General features: G+C 34.0%; 31 protein-coding genes. 17 read left to right on the top strand and 14 right to left on the bottom strand.

All coding sequences use genetic code 11. The features are described 5' to 3' along the window. Nucleotides 1-6: 6 nt before the first annotated feature. From AC6CH4_RS07960 to AC6CH4_RS07910, 11 genes are all read right to left on the bottom strand, one after another. The gene (locus tag AC6CH4_RS07960; protein WP_498101853.1) at nt 7-684 is read right to left on the bottom strand and encodes an SDR family NAD(P)-dependent oxidoreductase; all 678 of its coding nucleotides are present in this window, start codon (nt 682-684) and stop codon (nt 7-9) included. 122 nt (nt 685-806) lie between these two features. Further along, nucleotides 807-1,784, bottom strand: coding sequence for a M20/M25/M40 family metallo-hydrolase (locus AC6CH4_RS07955; protein ID WP_498101851.1), 978 nt, complete (start codon nt 1,782-1,784; stop codon nt 807-809). A 25-nt stretch (nt 1,785-1,809) separates the two neighbouring features. Beyond that, nucleotides 1,810-2,466, bottom strand: a complete 657-nt coding sequence (locus tag AC6CH4_RS07950) for a hypothetical protein (RefSeq protein WP_498101849.1) — start codon at nt 2,464-2,466, stop codon at nt 1,810-1,812. A gap of 2 nt (nt 2,467-2,468) precedes the next feature. Then, nucleotides 2,469-3,503 (bottom strand): D-alanine--D-alanine ligase, encoded by a 1,035-nt coding sequence (locus AC6CH4_RS07945; RefSeq protein WP_498101847.1) that lies wholly within the window; start codon nt 3,501-3,503, stop codon nt 2,469-2,471. An 11-nt stretch (nt 3,504-3,514) separates the two neighbouring features. Beyond that, a complete protein-coding gene (locus AC6CH4_RS07940) occupies nt 3,515-4,225 on the bottom strand; it encodes an NRDE family protein (protein WP_498101845.1) in 711 nt (236 codons plus the stop codon). After that, complete coding sequence (locus AC6CH4_RS07935) at nt 4,213-4,701, bottom strand: DinB family protein (RefSeq protein ID WP_498101843.1); 489 nt, start codon at nt 4,699-4,701, stop codon at nt 4,213-4,215. Before AC6CH4_RS07935 ends, AC6CH4_RS07940 begins: the two co-directional genes overlap by 13 nt. Before the next feature lie 2 nt (nt 4,702-4,703). Then, nucleotides 4,704-5,090 (bottom strand): DoxX family protein, encoded by a 387-nt coding sequence (locus tag AC6CH4_RS07930; protein WP_498101841.1) that lies wholly within the window; start codon nt 5,088-5,090, stop codon nt 4,704-4,706. Nucleotides 5,091-5,096: 6 nt separating this feature from the next. Then, the gene (locus AC6CH4_RS07925) at nt 5,097-5,555 is read right to left on the bottom strand and encodes a YHS domain-containing (seleno)protein (RefSeq protein WP_498101839.1); all 459 of its coding nucleotides are present in this window, start codon (nt 5,553-5,555) and stop codon (nt 5,097-5,099) included. A 6-nt stretch (nt 5,556-5,561) separates the two neighbouring features. Then, the gene (locus AC6CH4_RS07920; RefSeq protein ID WP_498101837.1) at nt 5,562-6,158 is read right to left on the bottom strand and encodes a peroxiredoxin-like family protein; all 597 of its coding nucleotides are present in this window, start codon (nt 6,156-6,158) and stop codon (nt 5,562-5,564) included. Between the two features lie 91 nt (nt 6,159-6,249). After that, the gene (locus AC6CH4_RS07915) at nt 6,250-6,927 is read right to left on the bottom strand and encodes a Crp/Fnr family transcriptional regulator (RefSeq protein ID WP_498101835.1); all 678 of its coding nucleotides are present in this window, start codon (nt 6,925-6,927) and stop codon (nt 6,250-6,252) included. Between the two features lie 108 nt (nt 6,928-7,035). Then, the gene (locus AC6CH4_RS07910; RefSeq protein WP_498101833.1) at nt 7,036-8,178 is read right to left on the bottom strand and encodes an acyl-CoA dehydrogenase; all 1,143 of its coding nucleotides are present in this window, start codon (nt 8,176-8,178) and stop codon (nt 7,036-7,038) included. Nucleotides 8,179-8,662: 484 nt separating this feature from the next. Between AC6CH4_RS07910 and AC6CH4_RS07905 the strand changes: the two genes are divergently transcribed. The 3 genes from AC6CH4_RS07905 (at nt 8,663) to AC6CH4_RS07895 (ending at nt 11,828) form a co-directional block, all read left to right on the top strand. Beyond that, on the top strand, nt 8,663-9,238 hold the full coding sequence (locus tag AC6CH4_RS07905) for a chalcone isomerase family protein (RefSeq protein ID WP_498101831.1): 576 nt from the start codon (nt 8,663-8,665) through the stop codon (nt 9,236-9,238). A gap of 142 nt (nt 9,239-9,380) precedes the next feature. Then, on the top strand, nt 9,381-10,607 hold the full coding sequence (locus AC6CH4_RS07900) for a Glu/Leu/Phe/Val dehydrogenase dimerization domain-containing protein (protein WP_056189076.1): 1,227 nt from the start codon (nt 9,381-9,383) through the stop codon (nt 10,605-10,607). 315 nt (nt 10,608-10,922) lie between these two features. Beyond that, nucleotides 10,923-11,828, top strand: coding sequence for an energy transducer TonB (locus AC6CH4_RS07895; RefSeq protein WP_498101829.1), 906 nt, complete (start codon nt 10,923-10,925; stop codon nt 11,826-11,828). A 942-nt stretch (nt 11,829-12,770) separates the two neighbouring features. Here AC6CH4_RS07895 and AC6CH4_RS07890 read toward each other — a convergent pair. After that, complete coding sequence (locus AC6CH4_RS07890) at nt 12,771-13,568, bottom strand: XRE family transcriptional regulator (RefSeq protein ID WP_498101827.1); 798 nt, start codon at nt 13,566-13,568, stop codon at nt 12,771-12,773. Nucleotides 13,569-13,658: 90 nt separating this feature from the next. On the opposite strand from AC6CH4_RS07890, the gene AC6CH4_RS07885 reads away from it, so the two are divergent. The 14 genes from AC6CH4_RS07885 (at nt 13,659) to AC6CH4_RS07820 (ending at nt 21,324) form a co-directional block, all read left to right on the top strand. Next, nucleotides 13,659-13,865, top strand: a complete 207-nt coding sequence (locus tag AC6CH4_RS07885) for a hypothetical protein (RefSeq protein WP_498101825.1) — start codon at nt 13,659-13,661, stop codon at nt 13,863-13,865. A gap of 3 nt (nt 13,866-13,868) precedes the next feature. Further along, nucleotides 13,869-15,848 carry a transposase family protein gene (locus AC6CH4_RS07880; RefSeq protein ID WP_498101823.1) on the top strand — a complete coding sequence of 660 codons (1,980 nt, stop codon included), beginning with the start codon at nt 13,869-13,871 and terminating at the stop codon, nt 15,846-15,848. A 33-nt stretch (nt 15,849-15,881) separates the two neighbouring features. After that, the gene (locus tag AC6CH4_RS07875) at nt 15,882-16,727 is read left to right on the top strand and encodes an AAA family ATPase (RefSeq protein ID WP_498101821.1); all 846 of its coding nucleotides are present in this window, start codon (nt 15,882-15,884) and stop codon (nt 16,725-16,727) included. Further along, the gene (locus tag AC6CH4_RS07870; RefSeq protein ID WP_498101819.1) at nt 16,727-17,167 is read left to right on the top strand and encodes a helix-turn-helix domain-containing protein; all 441 of its coding nucleotides are present in this window, start codon (nt 16,727-16,729) and stop codon (nt 17,165-17,167) included. The genes AC6CH4_RS07875 and AC6CH4_RS07870 overlap by 1 nt, the downstream gene beginning before the upstream one ends. After that, nucleotides 17,151-17,786 (top strand): P-loop NTPase family protein, encoded by a 636-nt coding sequence (locus AC6CH4_RS07865; RefSeq protein ID WP_498101817.1) that lies wholly within the window; start codon nt 17,151-17,153, stop codon nt 17,784-17,786. Before AC6CH4_RS07870 ends, AC6CH4_RS07865 begins: the two co-directional genes overlap by 17 nt. Nucleotides 17,787-17,796: 10 nt before the next feature. Then, the gene (locus tag AC6CH4_RS07860) at nt 17,797-18,192 is read left to right on the top strand and encodes a hypothetical protein (protein WP_498101815.1); all 396 of its coding nucleotides are present in this window, start codon (nt 17,797-17,799) and stop codon (nt 18,190-18,192) included. Between the two features lie 2 nt (nt 18,193-18,194). After that, nucleotides 18,195-18,332 (top strand): hypothetical protein, encoded by a 138-nt coding sequence (locus AC6CH4_RS07855; protein ID WP_498101813.1) that lies wholly within the window; start codon nt 18,195-18,197, stop codon nt 18,330-18,332. Next, the gene (locus tag AC6CH4_RS07850) at nt 18,329-18,661 is read left to right on the top strand and encodes a hypothetical protein (RefSeq protein WP_498101811.1); all 333 of its coding nucleotides are present in this window, start codon (nt 18,329-18,331) and stop codon (nt 18,659-18,661) included. Before AC6CH4_RS07855 ends, AC6CH4_RS07850 begins: the two co-directional genes overlap by 4 nt. A 22-nt stretch (nt 18,662-18,683) precedes the next feature. After that, nucleotides 18,684-19,388 carry a DUF3164 family protein gene (locus tag AC6CH4_RS07845; RefSeq protein WP_498101809.1) on the top strand — a complete coding sequence of 235 codons (705 nt, stop codon included), beginning with the start codon at nt 18,684-18,686 and terminating at the stop codon, nt 19,386-19,388. Nucleotides 19,389-19,392: 4 nt separating this feature from the next. Continuing rightward, complete coding sequence (locus tag AC6CH4_RS07840) at nt 19,393-19,827, top strand: hypothetical protein (RefSeq protein ID WP_498101807.1); 435 nt, start codon at nt 19,393-19,395, stop codon at nt 19,825-19,827. Between the two features lie 225 nt (nt 19,828-20,052). Beyond that, entirely contained in the window at nt 20,053-20,196 is a 144-nt protein-coding gene (locus tag AC6CH4_RS07835) for a hypothetical protein (protein WP_498101805.1), read from the top strand. Then, nucleotides 20,197-20,559 carry a hypothetical protein gene (locus AC6CH4_RS07830; protein WP_498101803.1) on the top strand — a complete coding sequence of 121 codons (363 nt, stop codon included), beginning with the start codon at nt 20,197-20,199 and terminating at the stop codon, nt 20,557-20,559. Next, on the top strand, nt 20,556-20,888 hold the full coding sequence (locus AC6CH4_RS07825) for a hypothetical protein (RefSeq protein WP_498101801.1): 333 nt from the start codon (nt 20,556-20,558) through the stop codon (nt 20,886-20,888). Before AC6CH4_RS07830 ends, AC6CH4_RS07825 begins: the two co-directional genes overlap by 4 nt. Nucleotide 20,889: 1 nt before the next feature. Then, on the top strand, nt 20,890-21,324 hold the full coding sequence (locus AC6CH4_RS07820) for an LvrA C-terminal domain-related protein (RefSeq protein WP_498101799.1): 435 nt from the start codon (nt 20,890-20,892) through the stop codon (nt 21,322-21,324). Nucleotides 21,325-21,425: 101 nt separating this feature from the next. On the opposite strand, the gene AC6CH4_RS07815 is transcribed toward AC6CH4_RS07820, so the two are convergent. Further along, a complete protein-coding gene (locus AC6CH4_RS07815; RefSeq protein WP_498101797.1) occupies nt 21,426-21,971 on the bottom strand; it encodes a DUF6705 family protein in 546 nt (181 codons plus the stop codon). A 12-nt stretch (nt 21,972-21,983) separates the two neighbouring features. After that, nucleotides 21,984-23,411, bottom strand: coding sequence for a hypothetical protein (locus AC6CH4_RS07810; protein ID WP_498101795.1), 1,428 nt, complete (start codon nt 23,409-23,411; stop codon nt 21,984-21,986). Between the last annotated feature and the right edge of the window lie 95 nt (nt 23,412-23,506).

Below are 23,506 nucleotides of genomic sequence, written 5' to 3'. Positions count from 1 at the left end.
AACTAACTAAGGATTAGTCGAGGAAACCTCAAGTACCTTTCCATTATAATATTTATTCCCATTCAAGGTAAAATCATAAATATAAGTTGCCATTCCTTCAGCAGAAATTGGCGCCTGATAACCCGGAAAAGCTTCATTTAGCATTTCTGTCTGCACTGAACCTAAAGCGAGAACATTAAACGAAATTCCTTTTTCTTTATATTCTTCTGCTAATAATTCGGTTAAAGTAATAACAGCACCTTTACTTGAGCTATAAGCAGCCAATCCGGCAAATTTCAAGCTTCCTCTTACACCACCAATTGAACTGATCGTTACTACGTGACTTCCTTTTTGAAGATAAGGCAAACAAATTCGGGTAAGATTGGCTACGGCAAAAACATTTACTTTGTAAATACTTTCAAAATCAGCCTGAGTTGTTTCTGCAAAAGGTTTCAAAAGCAGAGCTCCTGCATTATGCACGACGGCATCTACTTTTTTCCAGGTTGAAGAAAGAAAATTTTCCACTTCCTGCAAAGCACTTTCATCAGACAAATCAACTGAAAGGCAAGTAACATTTTGATGCGCTAAAAGCGTCTGAGGTATTTTTCTCGAAATCGCCAAAACCTGATGTCCGGCATTCGCAAACTGCAAAGCCAATTCATATCCAATTCCTCTGCTGGTTCCGGTAACAATAATATTTTTCATATGGAGATACTATTTCTTTTTTTAATGGAATATGGAATCGCCATTCTTAGTCCAGTTTTTTATTTGGAATCATGGCGATTTCATGAAGCAAAAATAAGCAAATCCAATAAAAAGAAAGATTATTATTTCATCGTAATTTCCTCTGTTGCTGTCGACGAAATTTGTGTTACAGCCGGCAATAATTCCTGTGTAAAAGAAGTCATATGCGGTATATCCATTACTTTAAATTCATCTGAAACATGGTGATAGAAATCGAAATTTTCAAAATCAAAAGTACTTATCGACTGACAGGGCTTTTTGAATGCTTCATAAAAAGAATAATTATCAGATCTGTAAAACAATTTATACTCGGCTTCTTTTGGTAAAAAGCCAATCGTGTTTTTTCCTGTATACTGATTTATTTTTTCTGCCATATTCGATTTGTCAAAACCTGTTATGTAGGCCAAATAATCGCGTTTCATTGGCACTCCAACCATTTCAATATTTAATTGGGTATAAATATTAAAATCTTGCTTTTTCAACTTCTCCACTAAACTTTTAGAACCTAAAAGCCCTTTTTCTTCTCCGGCAAAAAACACAAAAAGAATACTGCGTTTGTTCGATTTGGTCTCTGCAAAATATTTGGCGAGCTGTGCTACAACCGTTACTCCAGAAGCATCATCATTTGCACCGTTGTTAATTACATCAGCCTGTTTCTTCTTCTCCACGCCAATATGATCGTAATGTGCACTTAAAACCACAAATTCTTTTTTCAGTTCGGGATCATTTCCTTCTAAAACCCCGACAATATTGTAGGCCGGTGATTTAAAATTAGTCAATGTATCACGATAGGTTTTAAAATAAGGTTTTACATTGTTCTTCTTAAAGAAATCTTCTAAAAAAACAGCTGCCTTTTCAATTCCTTTTGTTCCGGTTTCGCGGCCTTCCAATTCATCTGAAGACAGGTATTTTAAGAAATCTGAAACTTCGGATTCTTTTACTTTATAGGAAATCTCTAAAGGTTTTGAATTTGATTGGGACGATTTTTCAGTTGCCGCAGAAGGATTCGTTTTACAACTTAATAAAACTAACGGAAAAAGAAGAAAGCAAAGTCTTTTCATAATTGAAGATTTAGACTTCAGAACACTATATCTCTAAAGCCGCAGGTTTAAAATATTTTTTATACACTTTAAATACCTGAATGCTCCCTAAAACAATAAAAAACAGCGGAATAAAAACAGGCATAACATACTTTGATAACTGATTTGCTCTTTGAAAAATAGTCTGTAATACAATAATCAGACTTAACATTCCTAAAAAAATACCAATCAAAGTTCCTGCAATATAATAATATTTTAACTTTCTTTCGATGGTAATATACTTTCCGTTAAGCAAATATAAATTCCAGCTGGTCCAAAAAGGCAGTTGTAAAAAATTAAACCCATTTAAAACTAAGCCAATTACAAAAGGAGAATACATTACATAATCGTGTAAATGAGAATCAGTTCTTGTTGCCTGATTAAAACTGGAATAAAAAAAATAGGCCAAAACAAACATAAATCCAACTGAAAATAAATCTATTATCATCATTAATTTTTTGTTTTTCACTAGTTGTTTTGCAAAAAGCAACGTGAAATAAATGACAAAAGTCTCGACAAAAATGACTCCAAACAAAAAGTAAATTAAATTATGAAGTCCGGATTTGGAATAAATTTCCAATCCGGCCAGGTTTAAATATCCCAACGGAATTGATCCCAAAAAGCTCACCACAAATCCCACTGATATATTTTTTAACCGTTTCATTTTTAGAAATTCATTATTTTATTATTCTGTGCCAAATGCAATCGGTATTCCCGCATCCCAACTTTATAATCTAAATACGGAACGCCCTTTTTATGATTTTCAACACTTATTTCATACATATAGGTAATATGTCTCGCCAGTTCTTTCCAGGCAAACCAAACCGAATGTTTTGGATCGTAAATATGTGTAGGTTCGCTCGCCGCGCCATTGAGTTCAACAATTTGAAAATTTTCTCCTCGTTCTAATTCTTCAAAAGTATTGTACATGATATCAAAACGTCCAAAATAGAATTCGGGAATTTGAGTAGCAATCTCATTCATCATTGCGGTTAATTTAGACGTAATCAAATTACTTCCATCAAGAAATTTTGCGCCTCGGCAATGATTCCCAAACGGAACCAAATTGAATGTTTCACCTTTATGTAAAATATGATGTAACTGATCTCCATATTCTTCTTTTAAAACATCGTACTGCAGCTCAAATCTGGGCGTTTGTTTGATTAGCTCTTCAATGGTTGATTTTCCATCACCTTTAACAATCAGAAATTCTTTAGAAACAATACCGGTTATTTTTCCGGTTTTTTGAAGTGGATGACGCACGTAAAAGATTCCAACCTCATTTTGAAATGGAATCAAATCCTGTATCAAAAAATCAAAATTGGCTTTTTCAGCATATTCTTTTAGTTCTGAGACCGTTTTGATTTTTTTCACGCCTGAGCCACGTAAGCCAATATCCGGTTTTGCGATTAAAGGAAAATAAATTTCCTTTTCTACAACCAAATCCGCGATTTTCTTCAAATCAGTATTTTCCTTAATCAAAATGGTTTTTGGATAATATTTTTTGGGAAGCAAATCGTAAATCTGCTTTTTGCTTTCCATCATAAATCCGCCATTTTTTATTTTTGGATTTGAGGCATTAAAGAAGAAAATCGATCTTGCTCTGATCGCATAATACGCCCAAAGAAAATAAATAGGAACATACAAAACCTGAAAAGGCCAATACTCCCAATTACTGATTTTATGGATAAATAGTTTCATCGGTATAAATTTTAAATACTAATAAAAGAGGTTAAAAAATCTTGTGTTTTAACCAGATCATAATAACGTAAAACGCATTTGTTCTTTGCGATTACGGCTTGGGTTATGCTTAAAGTTTTCAATACATTTTCTCTGTTGATGATCAAACCATTTTCTGAATCGTCATGCTCGGTATTTCGATGGAAATCGAGCATTTCTGATGCCGAAATATCTTTTTTACCTTTCAGAAAATCAAAAAACCAATTTGATCTTCTCTGCCTGATTTCCTTTGGATACAAAGTCACAGATGACCAAATATGATTTTGATTATGATCCAATACTGTTTTTGTTTTTAAAAAACCGTCCCAGATCAATTCGTATAATTCTTTTTCCTGATATAAAACCAAAGTAAAAGGTTCGATATCTTCCAGATTAATCTGATTCCAAAAATCCTTTGGCGATTCACCTGAAATAATATCCAGTGCAATTATCCCCCGGCTTTTTCTGTAAAAAAGCCCAGGCACATGCTTAATTTTCCCGCCATTCAAAAGCACTAAAACAGTTCCGTTTTCATCAATTACAAACCATGTTCCTCCTGCTTTTGCATCTTTTGGATACATTATGTTTTTACCATTCTGGCAATAATTTTTAGGCGCAATAGCACCCGGACGAATCACTTTTTCATCACGGTTAGACGTAATAATTACACCTTGAGGGCTATTTACAAAACTTACTGTACACATTGTTTTCTGTATTCTATTGTGGAACGTGCTACACCAAAATTTTCATTAACCGAAATGTTTTCTAATTGCAAAACAGCGACTTTGATCAAGGCCTGATGATGAATGCAATGCTCCAGATTATAAAGCAATTCTCTGTAATAATTACTTTGAATTCTAATATTGAGTCCGTCAATGATTTGTTCGAGATAGATTGTTTTATTTTCACTTTTCAAGCCTATTTTTATGGTAACAATACATTGTTTGGCGAATTCGGTTTCGGTTTGAATCTGGTTATTTCGTTCGCGATTATCGTAATTTAAAATTCCTAAATCATAACTATTTTCAAGACATTGAAACATCTCCAAAATATGCCGGGTATGTTCGCCAATACTTGCACCGCTTAATGCGGTGCAAGATTGTGAATACTCATGATCAGACAGTTGATCTAATAGATAAAGTAATTCATCTAAACTATGGTGTATGGATTTTAACAACATAACTATTTTAAATTTAGAAGATTAAACAATTTATTTTTATCGAAATATAACAGCACAAAACAGCTTAATAAAGTAATCACGGCCAGGCTAAAAAGCAATCCTCCATCATTTTTAACTTCAATTCCTAAAACAAATAAATGCGATGCAATAGCACCGGTCATTATTCCGATTCCGCACAAAGCGCCGATCCACGTTGTCCTCGGAATTAAAATTAAAATCGCAGCAATCAACTCCGCTATTCCCGAACCAATTCTCCCATAAGGTTCTATTCCCAAGGTTGAAAATATATAAATACTTTCTTCTGCGCCGCTGAATTTAAAAAACAGCGTTTGCAATAAAATTCCCGAAGCCACTACTCTGAAAATCCATTTTATAATTTCCGTTTTCATAGCTTTTTATTTATACATTTTTTTCCAGTTATTATCTGCCTTCACTTTTAAATTAGCTTCATCCGGATTCCAGCTTTTTAAAGTATTATTAAAATAAGCATTATAAAATAAATAGAGTTTTCCATCAGTAATTTTAAAAGTCTCCGGATTTATTTCTACTTTTTTGTTGGCACTTCCCATCGCATAAGCGCACCATCCGCCATATTGCGGTTCATATTTTGAAGGATTTTTTAAGAACGTTTCTTTATTTCCGTTGGAAGAAAATTGATACGTCACACCCTGATAAGATGCCGAAATCTCTTTTTTTCCTTTAATTGCTTTTCCCTGAATAAAATAGCCAACAGGGTCATAACCCAAAATGGCCACTTTGTTTTCTAAATTATAATGGCTAATTCTTTTTGCATCATTTTGAGCAAATGAAATTCCTGAAATCAAAACCAATACTAATACTACTAACTTTTTCATCTTTATTTATTTTAAATTTTTTAATACTGAAACCAACAATTCTGCTGAAATACGCTGTTTGAAATCTGGCGAAATGTATTCGAACAGAATCTCATTCTCCGTGTTTACTACAAAAACAGAAGGTACCGGTAAGAAGTTAGTATTGACTCCATTAGAATTTACGTTAATTACTGATTTATAGTTTTCCGGAGCTTCATAAGCAATTCCGATTGCCTTAATTAATTCTCCTTTTGAGTCAGAAAGCAAAGTGTATTTTACTTTATCCTTTTCTACTGTAATTTTCAAATTTGCAGGCGAATCCAGGCTTATGGCAATAATTTGAAATCCCTGATCGAGAATTTGTTTTTCGGCTTCAGCCAAAGCCTGCAAGTGCAGATTGCAATACGGGCACCAGCCGCCCCGATAAAAAACTAAAACGCTCTTTTTCTTTTTAAGTAAATCAGAAAGTTGAACATCTGCATTTTCAGATGATTTTAAAATAACGTTTGGAATTTTCTCTCCTATTAATAAAGGAGCAATATCCGTCGCAGATTTGGGGACTGCATCTTGTGCATTAGCAACCGTAGTAATGGTTACCAAAAAAATAAAAAGTAATTTTTTCATAATTTAAAGTTTTACATCTTTTTTGATGATGTAAAACTAATTCACTATGAAAAAGCAAAATGTCGGCTAATTTACAATTGGCCTAAAATAATTATAATTTGGTAATATCCTGAATAACAATTTCTTTTCTGTTATAACTTAAAAGATGATTGGCCTCCATTTCATTAAGCAATTGCGTAGCTGTTTGTCTTGAAGTACAAATAATTTGTGCAATATCATTTTGAGTTAAATAATTTTCGAGAGTTATTGAATTTCCATTTACAATACCTTCTTTCTCTGCCCAATCTTTAAGAAACTGGTACAATCTGGTTTTGGCATCTTTAGAGATTAAATTGGAATAACTGTTTTTGATGCGTTTCATTTTCAAACCCACAAATTTTGTGTATGAAAGTGCCAAAGTTGGATTTCTCAATAATAAATCTTCAAAATCAGACATTAAAAAACTACAGATGGCAACATCGTCAGAAAGGACTTTTGCGTATTCCTCATTTTTATCATCGGTTTCTAAGGTCAATTCGCCAAACAAATCTCCTTTTTGAATAATGTCTTTTATGGTTTCGTTTCCATTATCATCAACAGCAACAATCTTGATATTCCCTTTTTTAAGTAGAAATATTCGTGGTACATCTGAAGAAGAAAAATAGATAATTTCGCCTTTTGAAGCTTTCTTAAAACCTGTAATAATACACAATTGTTTAATTTGAGAAAAACTCAAAGTCCTGAACAACTTATGATCGCGCAAATACCAATACTTTAATTCTTCGTACATAAAAACAATTTTCTTTATGTAAAGGTAGCCAAATTATAGAGCAAACAAAAAACCCTTTCAGACAGAGAAGTCTAAAAGGGTTTTACAATTTATTTTTTCAGAAGAAAATTATCCTGCGATAACTGATCTTGAAATTACGATTTTTTGAATTTCAGAAGTTCCTTCATAAATCTGAGTAATTTTAGCGTCACGCATAAAACGTTCTACATGATATTCTTTTACGTAACCGTTTCCGCCATGAATCTGAACTGCTTCTATAGCCGTGTCCATTGCTACCTGCGAAGCAAATAATTTTGCCATCGCTCCACTTACATCGTAGTTTTTATTTTGATCTTTGTCCCAGGCCGCTTTCATACATAAATGACGCGCCGCTTCGATATTAACTGCCATGTCTGCCAATTTGAAGGCAATTGCCTGGTGATTGCAGATTTCTGTTCCGAAAGCTTTACGTTCCTTAGAATATTTCAAAGCCAATTCATACGCTCCAGAAGCAATTCCTAAAGCCTGAGAAGCAATTCCGATACGACCTCCGGCAAGCGTTTTCATAGCGAATTTGAATCCGAAACCATCTTCACCAATTCTGTTTTCTTTTGGAACTTTTACATCACTAAACATTAAAGAGTGTGTATCAGAACCACGGATTCCCATTTTTTGTTCTTTTGGTCCAATTGAAAAGCCCGGCATGTCTTTCGTCATGATCAGGGCATTGATTCCTTTATGCTTTTTCTCCGAATGTGTTTGTGCGATTACTAAATAAACTGAAGCCGTATTACCATTAGTAATCCAGTTTTTTGTTCCGTTTACCAAATAATGATCACCCATATCAATAGCGGTAGTTTTTTGAGAAGTTGCATCACTCCCTGCTTCCGGTTCACTTAAGCAAAAAGCACCGTGAATTTCTCCCGAAGCTAAACCCGGTAAATATTTTTGTTTTTGTTCTTCAGTTCCATATTCCTGTAAACCCCAACAAACTAACGAGTTATTCACAGACATTACTACAGAAGCAGAAGCATCAACTTTAGAAATTTCTTCCATTGCAATTACATATGAAATAGCATCAAGTCCGCTTCCTCCGTATTTAGGATCAACCATCATTCCCATGAAGCCCAATTGCCCCATTTTTTTCACTTGTTCTGTTGGAAAAATTTGTTTTTCGTCGCGTTCAATAACTCCGGGCAGCAATTCGTTTTGAGCGAAATCTCGGGCTGCTTGCTGAATCATTAAATGCTCTTCGGTAAGATTGAAATCCATAGTCTGTTAGTTTTATTGTTTTTTTTAAACCAAAATCGAAAAAACTTCGTTAATAGAGATGATTTGGTTTACGTTTTTTTATTTGTTCTTGCTTTTAATGGCCTCCAAAGATAATTTTTAAAAGTCAAATTAACAATGCACGCATATAAAATTAATAGATCAGCAACAATTACGATAACGTTTTCGTAATAATTCTGATATTTTGACTCAGAGACATCAATCCTGCAAGGATTTCTTTAAAATTTAAGAATATAATTGAGCATAAAAACATCATTACTAAAAAAATTTAGTAAAAATTTGATATGAAAAAGATTAAACAATTCTTAAAACGGGTATTTGTACGTAAAATAACTCTTACTAATTTGATTATTAATCTAATACGTTAAAAAAAATCAAAAATTGCAGCAAAAAAACATATAGGATAACAACTAAATATTAATAAATTAACATTATTTTTGCCTAAAAATTATTATTTCGACAGCTTATGAAAAAGATTTTACTATTACTTACATTCCTTATTAGCGCACAATTTTCTACGGTTTCTGCACAAGCCACATTAGAAGTAAACGGTGTAACAGTTCCAAGAAAAATTGAAGTACAAAATAAAACAATGCAACTTAACGGTGCTGGCGGAAGATCAAAAATGTGGCTGGAAGTTTACGTTCAGGCATTATATTTATCGCAACTAAGTCAGGATCCAAAATTCATTATTGACAGTGATACAGAAATGGCAATCAGAATTGAAATTACCTCGTCTATGGTTTCTTCAAACAAATTGACAAAAGCCATGAATACTGGTTTTGAGAAATCTGCAGGAAGTAATTTGGAAGAATTAAGACCAAGAATTGAGCAATTTAAAACACTGTTGAGCGACCCAATTACTGAAAAAGACGTTTTTATATTATGGTACAACCCGTTTGACCAAACATTAAACGTTATTAAAAATGAAGTTGTAAAAGGAAAAATTCCTGGATTTGATTTCAAAAAAGCATTATTCGGGATTTGGTTATCAGACAAACCAGTTGACGAAACTTTAAAAAAGCATTTATTAGGAATATAATTTCCTAAACCTCATAAAAAATTAAAGCCGAAAACGTTATGTTTTCGGCTTTCTTTTTTTCTTTAAATAAAATTGCTGTAAAATACATTATTCGCATTATTCTATTTTATACTTTTACGCAAAATAAACATATCACAACAAAATGAAAGATTTATTACAGCAATTTGAAAATAAAGAACCTGAAATTGTTTTTAACTGGAAAGATTCTGAAACAGAAGCAGAAGGTTGGACAGTAATTAATTCACTTCGTGGAGGAGCCGCAGGAGGTGGAACAAGAATGAGAAAAGGCTTGGATATGAATGAAGTTCTTTCTTTGGCTAAAACAATGGAAGTTAAATTTTCAGTTTCCGGACCTGCAATTGGAGGCGCTAAATCCGGAATTAATTTTGACCCGAACGATCCCCGTAAAAAAGGTGTTTTGCAACGTTGGTACAAAGCGGTTTCGCCTTTGTTAAAAAGTTATTACGGAACGGGTGGTGATTTGAATGTTGATGAAATTCACGAAGTTATTCCGATGACGGAAGAATGTGGTGTCTGGCATCCGCAGGAAGGTGTTTTTAACGGACATTTCAAACCAACCGAAGCTGATAAAATAAATAGAATTGGTCAATTACGTCAAGGTGTTATTAAGGTAATTGAAAATCCTAAATTTTCACCAGATGTAACCAGAAAATATACTGTTGCCGATATGATTACAGGTTATGGCGTTGCCGAAGCGGTTCGTCATTTTTACAATACTTACGGTGGAGATATTAAAGGTAAAAAAGCAATCGTTCAGGGATTTGGAAATGTTGGATCTGCAGCAGCTTTTTATTTAGCCGAAATGGGTGCCAAAGTAATCGGAATTATTGATCGTGACGGAGGATTAATTAATGAAGAAGGTTTTTCTTTTGAAGAAATCAGAACATTGTTTTTAAATAAGGACGGAAACAAATTAGTTGCCGACAATATGATTCCGTTTGAAGAAATCAATTCAAAAATATGGACTATTGGTGCTGAAATTTTCACTCCTTGTGCTGCTTCAAGATTGGTGGCTCAAAGTCAGATTGACAGCTTAATCGCAAACGGATTAGAAGTTATTTCTTGTGGTGCGAATGTTCCTTTTGCTGACAAAGAAATTTTCTTCGGATCTATTATGGAAGAAGTGGATCATAAAGTAAGTTTGATTCCGGATTTTATTTCGAACTGCGGAATGGCGAGAGTTTTTGCTTATTTCATGGAGAAAAAAGTTCAAATGACGGATGAGGCTATTTTTAATGATACTTCAGAAATTATAAAAAATGCGATTGTTAAGGCTCATGCTTTGAATCCATCCAAAACAAATATTAGTGCAACTGCTTTTGAGATTGCATTGAAACAATTAGTATAATATTTTTTATACTCTTCTTTTAAACGGGCTAATTTATTTAGCTCGTTTTTTTTTGGCTTAACCGCAAGGTCCGCTAAGGTCTACGCAAAGTTCGCTAAGCGGTTTATTTTTAATCTCGCAAAGGCGCAGAGGCGCAAAGAAAAACTTAAAAAAGAAAAACTTTGCGACTTCGCGTCTTTGCGAGAAATAAGTTAGCGTTCCTTGCGTAGACCTTAGCGAACCTTGCGGTTAAATTCGGCCCAGCCTTTAATTCTAAACAATTTTTACTACTTTTAAGCGTTTTTAATTAGATACAATACAAAATTCAGAATCATAATGAGTTCCACTATTTCTTCAGATAAAAAGAAATCACTACTACTCACCACGGCGATATATGCAGTCATTTTAGTATTACTGTTTTTTATACGCTTTTGGCCTCCATACAACCCGGAAAATAACGTAGCACTTGCAGAAGGCGGTGGCGGCGGTGGCGTGACTGTGAATTTTGGAGACAGCGATTTAGGGTCTGGAGCGAATTATAAAAGCGAAGTTTTAAACGTAAAAAATCAGGCAAAAGCGACTCCAGCCAAATCAACTCCGGATGAGGCAATCATAACGCAGGAAAATAGCGCAGATGATGCTAATGATGTTGTTATACCCGTAAAAGAAAAACCTAAAAAACCAACTCCAGTTGTAAAACCGGAAACAAAACCAGTTCCTCAAAAACCAAAAGTTTCGAATTCGACAAACGATGCTTTATCGAGTATTATGAAAGGATCAAACAAAGGCGGAGATGGAGATGATAAAGTGGCTGGAAATAAAGGAAAAGCTAACGGAAGCCTCGGTTCTAATGGTTATTACGGCAGCGGAGGTTCTGGTGGCGGAACAGGCGGTGGAAACGGAACCGGAAATGGTATTGGTACCGGAAGCGGTTACGGAGCCGGAAGCGGCGGTGGTTCTGGCGGTGGATCAGGATATTCTTTAAATGGTAGAAAAGCACTTTCGAAACCCAAACCAAATAGCGACTGTAGCAACGAAACAGGTACGGTTGTTGTACAAATTACAGTTGATAAAAATGGTAATACTATCAGTGCCATTCCAGGAGTAAAAGGAACTACAATTGCTGCTAAATGTTTAAGAGAACAGGCTAAAATGGCAGCCATGAACACTAAATGGGATGCAGATAGCAATGCCCCGGCAAAACAAACGGGAACTATTACTTATAATTTTAGTTTGAATTAAAACACTAATTGCACTAATTATCACTAATTATAATTAAACATAAAAAAGGCTTTCTGAAATACTTCAGAAAGCCTTTTTTGTTTTCATCCCAGCTAGTATGTCATTCCGAGGAACGAGGAATCCCCGCGAGAAGCTCGACAAAGATTGGCTACTTTTCGTTGTGGAGTTACTTGCGGGGATTCCTCGTTCCTCGGAATGACAAACAAGGCGATAAAAATGTTAGTGAGGTTGCTTCGTTCCTCGCAATGACATCCTTTATGGTTACTTTATCTTAAATCTTTACTCTTGACTCTTTATTCTTGCCTCTTTATTCTATGTTCTATATTCTATGTTCTATATTCTATGTTCTATATTCTTTTCTCTTTCCTCCGCGTGAGGGATAGGAGGAAGCTACCGCAGTAGCCTGGATAGCCCGACTATAGGGGGTATAACCAAAAGTATCAATATACTTAAACCAAAAAAGCCCTAAAAACCCAATAAAATAAGGGCATAACCCCAAAAAACCGTAAATAGCAACTCAAAACGAAAAGTATTTTAAATGCCTACTATCTACACTTTAATTGCCATTATTAAACACTTTAAACGAATTAACTACAGTTAATATGGTATTTCAACCGTATTAACACCCCTATCCCTTTAAAAACGACATTTAAGCACCTTTTTCGAGCCGTTTAAATATTATTTAAGCGGTTTTTTTATGCCTTTATATTACGGTAGTAATTAAAATGCAATAATGAAAAATTTATACTTTGGGGTTACTTTTGGGGTTACCGTTGGGGTTACTTTTTTATTTAAATAATATATCTATAATATATGCTTAATACTAACAAGCGTTTAAAAAAATAATAAAACATAACCTTTCGTAGGGGGATAATCCCATAAAAAATAATACACATTATTTCCTAACACATTGGCTAACTGATTTTTAATATTTGCTTTTGATTAAAATGTCCTCTTAATGACATGCCAAATACTATAAACATCATCTAATGAATAGGAAAAAGGTTTTGAATCCGGATTACGACTTGTTAAAATAATCTCTCCATTATCAGTTAATGATTCAATGTCTTTATGAAAAATTCCTGTCTTTGCAATAATTACAAAGCCATATTTAGTTTTATGAAAACCGCTAGTCCAAAGAGTACGATTTACCTCTCTTCCTAAAATATCGGATCCAGAAGGGGTGTCATATCCTCCTTCGTTCCACATGCTTTCTCCTAAAGTCTCAAATCCTCTGTAATTACCTCTTCCAATATGATCAACTCTAAATGTAATAGTTGAAAAATCCTCTTTTAATTTGACTTCATCAAACATTTGTTCTACATAAGACGCATGAGCGCTAAATGGTATTTTTAAGACCTCAATTTTTATTGTTCCATCAGGATAAATAAAAAATTTATTTCCATTAGAGTTTGTGAGTTGCTCAGGTTCAAGGTTATCATCAAAAATCTTAACCTCGTCTATTTTATCTGGTACAGTAGTAAAATTATTCAAATATTGATTCTCTTCTGATAAAATCAACTTTCCATCACCCGACACAATAGCAACTTTGTTTATATTTTTATCAATGGCACATAGTTTATCAATAAATTTTTCACTTAGAGGTACTTTTTCATTTAAAATCTGAGAAAAAGAACTCTTTGTATATCCCATTAATTGCGCTAATTCGGCATCATTATCAGCATATCCTTGATAAATCAACCATTTGCACACCTTTTTAATCCTTTGTAATACAGTCATTTATAAAATAATATAAAAAAAGTTTATATTCACTTGCTATAAAATCGAAACAATGTTTATATTTGTGTTAAATAAAACACAGTTTAAGCAATGAACAAACGTACAGAAAAAAATCAGAAATACAATGGAGAAGTCATTAAAGCTCTTATGACAAAGTATGGGTTTAAAGCTAATTACATCAGGATGTCAATACGTGGAGAGCGTGTTGGAACAATACCTATACAAATTCAAGAAGAATATAAGAAACTTGATATAGAAGCAAAAGCCGCTATACAAGCTTCATTAAAAAAAATATAAACTATGTTTCAATACCAACAAAATACGCTCTGCATAGCTTCCAGTTGGATGGTTGAAAACAACATCTTTTCAGAAAGCAACTATAAAAAAATGTGCAGGATAGGAAAAATAAAAAAGCTTTGCATCGGAGGTAATGGTCGTAAAGCATTAGTTGCTTATGAGTCTATTCCTGAACGCTTCAAGAAGCTTATCTGCGAAAAAGTGGGTGATCCATACGCAAGCGTCAAAAACATCGTCTTTAGCGATTACATTAAATGGGATCACAATGCAGAACAATATTTCAGAGATTATCTTTTAGAAAATGGCTCTCATCTACCTGAAGAAAAACAAAAAGAGTACACCCATCAGGCTGTTGTATTTAATGCGGTTAAGCATATTGCGACAAATGTTGTTGTACAAAAACGTTTTGGAGGTAAAAAACAAATGTGGGATAGAATGCTTGAAGCTATTGGAAATTTGCCTGAAACTTGGTTACATACACGCTATAAGAATGTAATTTCATTCAAAAGAGCGATCCAAAAATATGAAGATGAAGGCTATGGTGCAATAGTTTCAGGCAAATGGATGAACAGCAATCCTTCTAAAATTGTCGATGACGTTGCGGATTTTATACTATCTCAATATTGTCTTCCTGTAAAATACACTATTTCGGAAGTTTTGAGAATTTACGAATCTGTACGTGAAGCCAAAGGATGGAAAAGTTTAACAGAGCGATCAATTGGTGCATGGCTTGACAAAACAGAACAAAAACGCATTTGGATGTTAGCACGTGATGGACGTGACGAATACATGAAACATTTTGGTCACACAGTAACAAGAAAACGCTCAGAATGGTTTCCGAATGCTTGGTGGGCTATCGATGGTACTAAGTTAGATTTGGTACACTTCGCCAACAATAAACAAAAGATGGCTGCTGAACTTAAAATAAACGTTGTTCTTGACGTTTACAGCGAAAAAATTATTGGTTGGGATATTGCTTACTCGGAAAATCATGCATCACATTTCAGAGCCGTTAAAATGGCTGTTAACGAATCAGGTTGCCGTCCATTTCTTTTTACTTACGATAAGCAATCGGGACATACCTCAGGAAGAATGCAGGATTTATATAACAGACTTGTTGCAAAAAGCGATGAAAAAGAAGGATTGACAGGTGGTACACACTACAGTCATAAAGTAGGCAGGAAATCAAGTCCAGCAGAACAAATATTTAACAGACTGCAACAACAAGTAATTTCTAAGATGTGGTTTTCGGATAAACAAGGTATCAAGGTAAGAAAAGCAACCAACAAGCCAAATACCGATTTTATTGTTGAGTATAAGTCGGCATTACCAACGGTTGACGAATTCAATAAAATATTCCAAGCCTTAGTGAATAAATGGAATTCAGGAAAACAAGAAGATTGGGAATATAACAGGTTAGAAATGTACAATCAAAAAACTGAACACCGTCAGGAAATCAACATTATGGATCAGCTTTCAATGTTCTGGATTGATGAAACTAAAGTAAAAAAATACTATGCTCACGGAATGCCACTTACCGTTGAAGGTAAAGACTATCTCTACGAAGTGTATGACCAAAACAATAATGTTGATTTGAATTTCAGGCAAAAATGGGTCGGTGAAAATTTAATAGTGCGCTATGATCCTGAAAGATTAGATGAATTTGTTGGGCTTTATGAGTTAACGCCATCAGGAGAAAAGAGGTTTATTGCTTACGCTCAATCTAAACGAATGCATGAATCTATTCCAGTGCTAATGAAAGATAATTCAAAAGCACTATTACTTCAAGACATTGCTATTCGTGATGCAGAATTAAAACGTGATCAGGAAGCTTACGAAAGATTAATACAACGTAGTGGAATTAGTAGAGAAAGCCTAATTGAAGAACAAGAACTCATGGTTAAGTTTCAGGGTCATTTACCCAAAGAGGAGCAAATGGCAACAGATAGCGGTTCTTTTCACTCGAGATTTTCAAAATATTAAAAACTGTTTAAACCCTTATTAAATCTATTAAAAATGATACATCAAGAAAAAATACAAACTGTAGAAGCACTAGAAAGATTTATTGTGCAAAAAGGATCACAGAACCAAGTTGCCGCTGGTATGGCTGGAGTATCAGCAGCAACATTATCGCAAATGCGCAATCATAAATGGGATTTAATTGCTGATGAAATGTGGCGTAAAGTTGCTAAATATGTCGGTGTTACAGCAAGCGGATGGAATTATGCAGAAACCCGCAACTCCCAAGAATTAGAATTGTTTTTCAATGATAGCCAGCAATTCTCATTAGTAATGGCTATTACAGGCAAAGCTGGTGCAGGAAAATCAGAAACGGCTAAAAAGTACGAATCTGAAAACAAAAATGCCTTTTTGTTGTCCTGCAATGAATATTGGGACAAACGTTGGTTTCTTCGTGAATTGCTGGCAAAAATGGGTAAAGATCATGCGGGCTTAACCTTGCCGGAAATGATGCACAAAGCCGTTTTACTTCTAAAATCATTAGAATCCCCAATCATTATCTTGGATGAAGCCGATAAACTAGCCGATAACGTATTGCTGTTTTTCATCACCTTATATAACGCACTTGAAAATCACTGTGGCATCGTGCTAATGGCAACACACTTTCTCGAAAAAAGAATTAGAAGAGGAGTTGCAATGGAAAAAAAAGGCTACAGAGAAATTTACAGCCGTGTTGGGCTTCGATTTATTGAACTTGAAAACACCAGCTACAGTGATGTTGAAAAAATATGTATCGCAAATGGTTTGGAAGATACTGCAATCATAAGAACTATATCAAAAGATTGTGACGGTGACATGAGACGTGTAAGAAGATTGATTTTTTCACATAAAAGAGCATCATAATGGACTTTCGATATCATCCAATAATCGAAGGGCTTAGGATAAACGAAGATGGCACGGAGATTTATTTTAATGATGTTTTGTTAAGATCATTTGAAAATGATAAAACAAGGAAAAACCCAACTCTAAAAGTAAATTTCATCAATAAAGCACATTCAGTAACGAAGTTAGTTTGTGAGGCTTGGAACGGGTTACGAGAACATTCAGGACAAAGAGTAAGCAAAATTAATTCACTTTCTAATAATCACTATTCGAATTTAGAATGGAAAGAAGGATCATCAAACGGTGTTGGGAATTTTAAGCAAAAACTACAGCAATCTGATGTTGATGAGATTGGCGAGTTATTAAAAAATAACCAATCTGTAGGCAAAATAGCCCAAATCTACAACGTCAATACTGCAACTATTTACAGAATTAAAAAGAAGTATGACAAAGATAAATAGAGCCTATTCTGTATCAAACGTTCTTTCAAAAAAATTCAATCCTCTTGGATTCTCTGGTGAGTGGGAAACCACACTTGGAAGTCCTGATAAAGCTTTTTCGGCAATTATTTTCGGCGGTTCCGGTCATGGTAAAACAGAAGCAGCAATAAAGTTAGCCAAGTATCTGACCAATTTTGGCAAAGTGGCTTACGATTCTTTAGAGCAGGGACTTTCTGCAACAATACAAAATGCTCTTATAAGAAATCATATGGATACCTGCGGTAATTCGTTCATTTTGCTTGATAGAGAGCCGTTTGATGATCTTATGCTAAGAATGAGTAAACCAAAATCGCCGGACTTTCTTTTTGTCGATTCTGTTCAATATACAAGGATTAACAGAGCACAATACTACCAATTAAAGGAATTGATGCTGAAAAAGGGCAAAGGAATTATTTGGGTATCGCAAGCCAAAGGAAAAGAGCCTAAAGGAGCGTTGGCGGATGATATTAGATACGATGTTGATTTAAAATTATGGGTTGAGGGATTTAAGTTATTCCCTGATGGAAGGTTAAACGGAGGAGGCGAACCATTCGTCATATCTCCGGAGAGAGCAGCAAAATATTGGAAAGAAATTATTTAAAAGTACAGTTATGAGTAAAATATTCACAAAAGAATCAGCAGCAGATTATTTAATGAGCCATCTAGAAGTATGTAAAACCAAAGAAGATTTAATACTTGTCTTCTGGTTTTATTGGGTTGAAAGTGTAACAACAAATGCAATTGACTTTCAGAAAGTCTTAGCTCGCTCAGCAGTTAACAAATGGTTTTTAATCGAGTTGCAAAAAGAAGAAAACGAATTCAAAATGCTAATAGCAAAACACCCTGATACAATAGGAAAAGACAAAGATTGGCTCTACTGCAAATGCATCAGTAGATTAATGTCACGATTTCCCAAGGCATTACTGGAAGATGCAAAAAAGAGAGAGCAGAAAACAACGAAAGTATCAGGTATCAGAATAGAAATATCAATCGAAAAACTAAACTAATCATGACAACACAGCAATTGAAAAACAAAAAAGCCGAACTAGAACAATGGCTTATAGACAACCCGAATCACCCAAACCAAGTAGAAGTACAAAGTGATTTAAGAAATGTAATTGATAAACTTTTAGAAAAAAACAAATGATAAACTCAACCATAACCGAGCAGGAAGCGCAAGCACGTTTAGACTTCCTAGATACTATAAACTCTTTTTTGTTTGAAGATATTCCGGTGATTATTAGAAACGAAACCCAATATCGAAAGCGTGATATTCTAACTGATGGTGAAAAGATTTGCCTGAGTCAAGAGAGAGCTTCCTTAAGGGATTTTCTCTCTTACAAGAGAGGAGAAATTGATAAAAACCAAGTAAGACAATATAAAGTTTCAGAAAAGATCGAAGGAAAAATAGCCACTTGTGTAATTATCATTAAGCAAACCAACTGGCTACAAACATTTAAAAAACAAAATAATTAATCTATAAAAAACATAAAGAAATATGAACACACAAACATATCCAGTCGCAAAACCAATTATTGATTTATCAACTTATAGCCCAGCAGAGTTAAGAGCTGCACTTGCAAAAGTGGAATCAAAAAAAGACAAAGATCGTGAAGCCTATAAAGAACTAGTTGAGCAAACAGTGCCAAAAGCTATCGCCATGTTATTGCAAGCTTCAGAACTTCTGTCAATCGCTAAAACAGAAGCGTTTAAATACTTCGAGAATGTTTTAAAACTTAAAGCTGATGTCTATGGAGTTAAAGAAAAACAAATGACGCATACTTTTTCTTATGAAAAAGGAGAGATTACAATTGGATACAGAATAAACGATGGTTGGGACGATACTGTAAATGCCGGAATAACGAAAGTTGAAAAATTCATTGCATCATTAGCCAAAGATAAAGCAACAGCAGCATTGGTAAGTATGGTTTTTAATTTACTGAAGAAGGATTCGAAAGGAAACTTAAAAGGAAGCCGAGTTTTAGAACTTCAAAAATTAACTAAAGATTTCAATGATGAAGAATTTACGGATGGCGTTGACATTATTTCTAAAGCCTATAAGCCGAAAAAATCTGTTTGGTTTTGCGAAGCTTCAATAATCAATGATGATGGTTCTAAAACGCCAATTCCTCTTTCTTTAAGTGCTGTAGATTTTTTAAAAGGATACCAATTTGACTTTTTCAATGAGCCAGTCAAATCTTAGGACTATGGAAGATTTAGAAATATTAATGGCAACAAGGGATCAAAAAAGATTGATTGCCATTAATACTCCAAATAAAGACACCAAAGAAGAATGGGTACAATGGGCTACTGCTGATGTAAAAAAGACCTCGACAAATCATTTGACATTCGACCAGGCGAATATGATTTTGAAACAGCTTGGACAAAAAGAACATGTGAAAAATCTTTGGTCTGCTTTTGACAAAAATAACCCTCAGCATATGTCAATTTTAGCCACTATGCGAACGGCTCAATGGGTAAAAAAAGTAAATGGTAAAGAGGTTGCTGATCTTGAAGTTTTAGATCACTTCTTAAAAACTAAATCTCCTGTAAAAAAGCCTCTAAAGAAAATGACTTATGAAGAAACCAGTAAAGTTATTTACGCCTTAAATCAAACAGTAAAATGGATATTCAAGAAATAGAAGAAATTAAAACCTCGCTTCACTGGCTTATGTTTTTTTGTTTTTGTTCCGGATTCATGTTTGCTCTTGCAATATGGTACTTTAAACCAAAGAAAAAAAAGAAACATAAAACGAAATTCATCAAGGAATTGCAAGACCTGTATTGCTTAGAATGCGAGATAGAAATGCCTGTCAAAGAAAAACACGGACGACTTTATTGCGCAAATTGTAAACTCTATCATTAGTATGGAAAAAGCGACTACAACCAAAACATGTGTAAAACACAAGCCCGTAATAAGAGTAATTGAAAGTGTTGGAACTTGTGAAACAACAGCACTTTTTTGTACGGAATGTAACAAACAATTATCACAATCTAAAACAGAATGTTAAATGAAATCAATAACAAAACTAACTGAAGTAATTAAGAAACTTCAAAAACAAAATCTTCTCACTGATCGACACATTTTCTATTTGACAGATTTTCATAAAACAAAAATTGGAAACTCAGTAGCGAATAAGATAATAAATCAACGAATAGTTGAGCCAACAAAAGGGCTTGGAAGTTGGTTTGAAACAGAATGGAAACTGCGTCGGTCAGTTGGTGAGCATCTTGGAGTAAAAATATTCTATGATCGAATACGTAATCAATTCTTTTTTCATGTCAAAAAAGGTACTTACGATTTAGATACCTATGAAATATGCATCGATAAAATTAATTACTTAAGCCGATTAGGAGAAAAATTACAACCATGAAAATAGATATAAAATTATCACCGCAAACACTTATGATTATAGCGGCAACGCTGCAACCTATTTATAATAACAAACCACAAACTAGGAGAGATAAATCGACAGTATCAATCGCTTTAGATCTTGTTAGTAAATTAGAATCTAAAGCAGGTGCTATTAAAAAACAATCGAACCTGTTTGATGAAAAAAAAACTATGAAAGTCACATTAAAGCATCATGAAGCTGATATGTTAGAACTCTTATTGATTCAACAAATTAAGGACGTGGACGATAATTATATAAGATTACAAATTCAGAAAACAATCAACATTTTAAATCAAAAACTAGCTTAAAATGAGCCTTGTTAGAACTTACACCGTAAAAATGCAATCGGGCGATATATGGCTGTTTAAATACAATTTAAATGGTGTTTTAATCTTCTTTAATGTATTAGAAGGAGACCTAACTCCAAAGCAGGAAAAGTTTCTTTATCTCGACGGAAAATTTCCGTGGAAAGAAGACCACATAAAAGCTTGGACAAAATTGTATAAAACGACTACCGTTGAAGTTGGAGAGCCGGATCTGTCCTTTAATGCATTTTGGAAGATATACCCATATAATCCACTTTCAAAGAAAAAGCTTGCATTGGAAAGATTCAATAAACTAAAAGAAGTTGATAGGATCAAAATCTTCTTAAAGACACCGGAATTTATAAAAGAGAAGAATAAACAAAATTCTCCTTTTCCTTATGCAGAGGTTTATGTTAATCAACGCTGGTGGGATCAATGAAGAAACTTTTAAAACAGGCTATTATTTAATGAATAGTATATATTTAAATTAGCTTAGGAAATAACAAAAAAGCCAATCATTTTGAGATTGGCTTTTAATAGTTACTGCTTGATTAATGAAATATCTTTTTTCACAGGAAGTATTTGAACTACACCACGACAATCACCATCACTTGCAAACTCAAGGGCAGGAGCTAAACTAAGTTTCATTTCGGTATCTTTAGCATATATAAAAACATCTCCCGACTGCCCACAATTATAGTTTTTACCGGTATAATGTAAAACATAATAACTTCTGTTTTTACCAAAACTCGAACCAGTTATTACCAGTATATTATCATTCGGCAAGTTTCGGGTATCCTCTATTACTTCGCCCGTATTGGAAGTAATTAAATATCGTATTGCCAATATATCCTTAAAATAATCCGGCATATTACCCTTAATTTTTGTTACAATAAATGTATAATTTTTGTTGTCATATGAACCTTTCCATGTTCCCAGATATTTATTGAGCCAGCCTTCCGTATCTTTAAAATATGTTCCAGATGGAATTTCATCGTCTTTAAACTGGGTTCCAAATGGAACTGTCTGCTGTGCAGTGGATGACAATGTTATCATGATACTTGCTACTAGAATTATTTTTTTCATGTTCTTTATGTTTTAACAATTAGTATTTACTATTTTTTTCTTGGCATCCAATGTTTTTTTAGTGCTGGTTTTATTCTTATTGATTTTATGAAGTTCTATACCCCTAATATAGCTTTTGTCTTCTAAAAATTTCAAAAATGAAGCTTCTTTACTTTCGCCCGTTTTTACAACCTTACTACCATCGGCAGATTCTATTTCAAAATATGTTGCATAAGAAGCGTCTAAACTAGTCCAATTAAAATTAAGATTGATCTGATTTGGATCACCAGTAAAGCGCATTTGATAATTTCCATCACTTGTTATAACTGAACCATATACCTCACTAATAGGTATATTATTGATTTGTGCGTTTTTCACCACTCTTAAAAATTGTTTAATGTCCGCTGGTGAAAATATTTTGATCGTTTGTCGTACTTTATTACTTCCGTCAGGATTTGTTTCACCCGTTTCATAATCATTTAAATGAGTATGAATATAGCCTATGATGTCGGATGTTAAATTAAAATTTAATCCATCTGAAGTGGCAGTACTAGCTCCAACTGGAATCGCTGTGAAAGGTCCATTTTTGCTTTGAGAATACCCAGTTTCATATTTTAATCCAGTTTTTTTGCTTAATTCCTCTATCTTGGCATTAAAATTTGCACTGGTCAGTTGCTCCCTTATTCTACCGCAGGGATTAGTTTGTCCCTGTTGTCTTCCGCCACCTCCACTACTTCCGCCACCATTTCCAGTATAACCGTTGGCAGTTCCTCCTGATGTATCCGTACCTATTGGAATATAAACCGAAACGGGGTTTTTGTAACCATTAATAAGAGGTGGCATATTTCCGAGTACGGTTCCCGGCAAAGAAGGAGGTGGATTTCCGGAGCCAGTACCGCCTCCACAAGGTTCTTCTTCACAACCATTATTACTTGGCGCTTTATTTGCTAAATTATTTAATTTCTCCATACTCGTTACCTCAACAAAACCATCTTCTACAAGAATACCCTCAACAAATTTAGCAGCTCTGACAAAACCTTTTTTTAAATCCCATACAACAATTTTGCCATTAAATTTTTCCAAATTAAAAGGTAAATCGGAATCAGGATAAAACTCGAATAACAATGCCTCATAAGTTAAACCTATTTTATAAATGTAAAGCTTTTGTTCCCAATTTTTATGATGCGGGTTATTAACTTCTGTAATTGGAACAATATAAGTTTCTGTTCCATCTTCTAACTTTGCTACTTCCGTTCCTTGCCAGTCATAATTTAAACTGTGCGCCTTTTGAATATTAGTACCTGTATGTTCATATAGCTTAAACCAATCTTTAGCCATAATAACTTTTTCATCCTGAACTGCTGTTTGGATTTTTGATGATTCATCATTTTCACAGCTCAATATGACTATAGCCATACATGATAATAATACTTTTGAAAATGTTCTTAATTTTTGTTTCATGCTTATATAAATTAGTTAATTACAAGAGAAAAGTTGAACAATAGCTCTATTTTAAGAGCCGGGAATTGTCTAATAAAAAAGATGCTCACTTCGTG

The organism is Flavobacterium sp. GQ95, assembly GCF_059758655.1.
The sequence above is the reverse complement of the archived record's forward strand: the minus strand, read 5'-3'. Positions and strand labels throughout refer to the sequence as shown.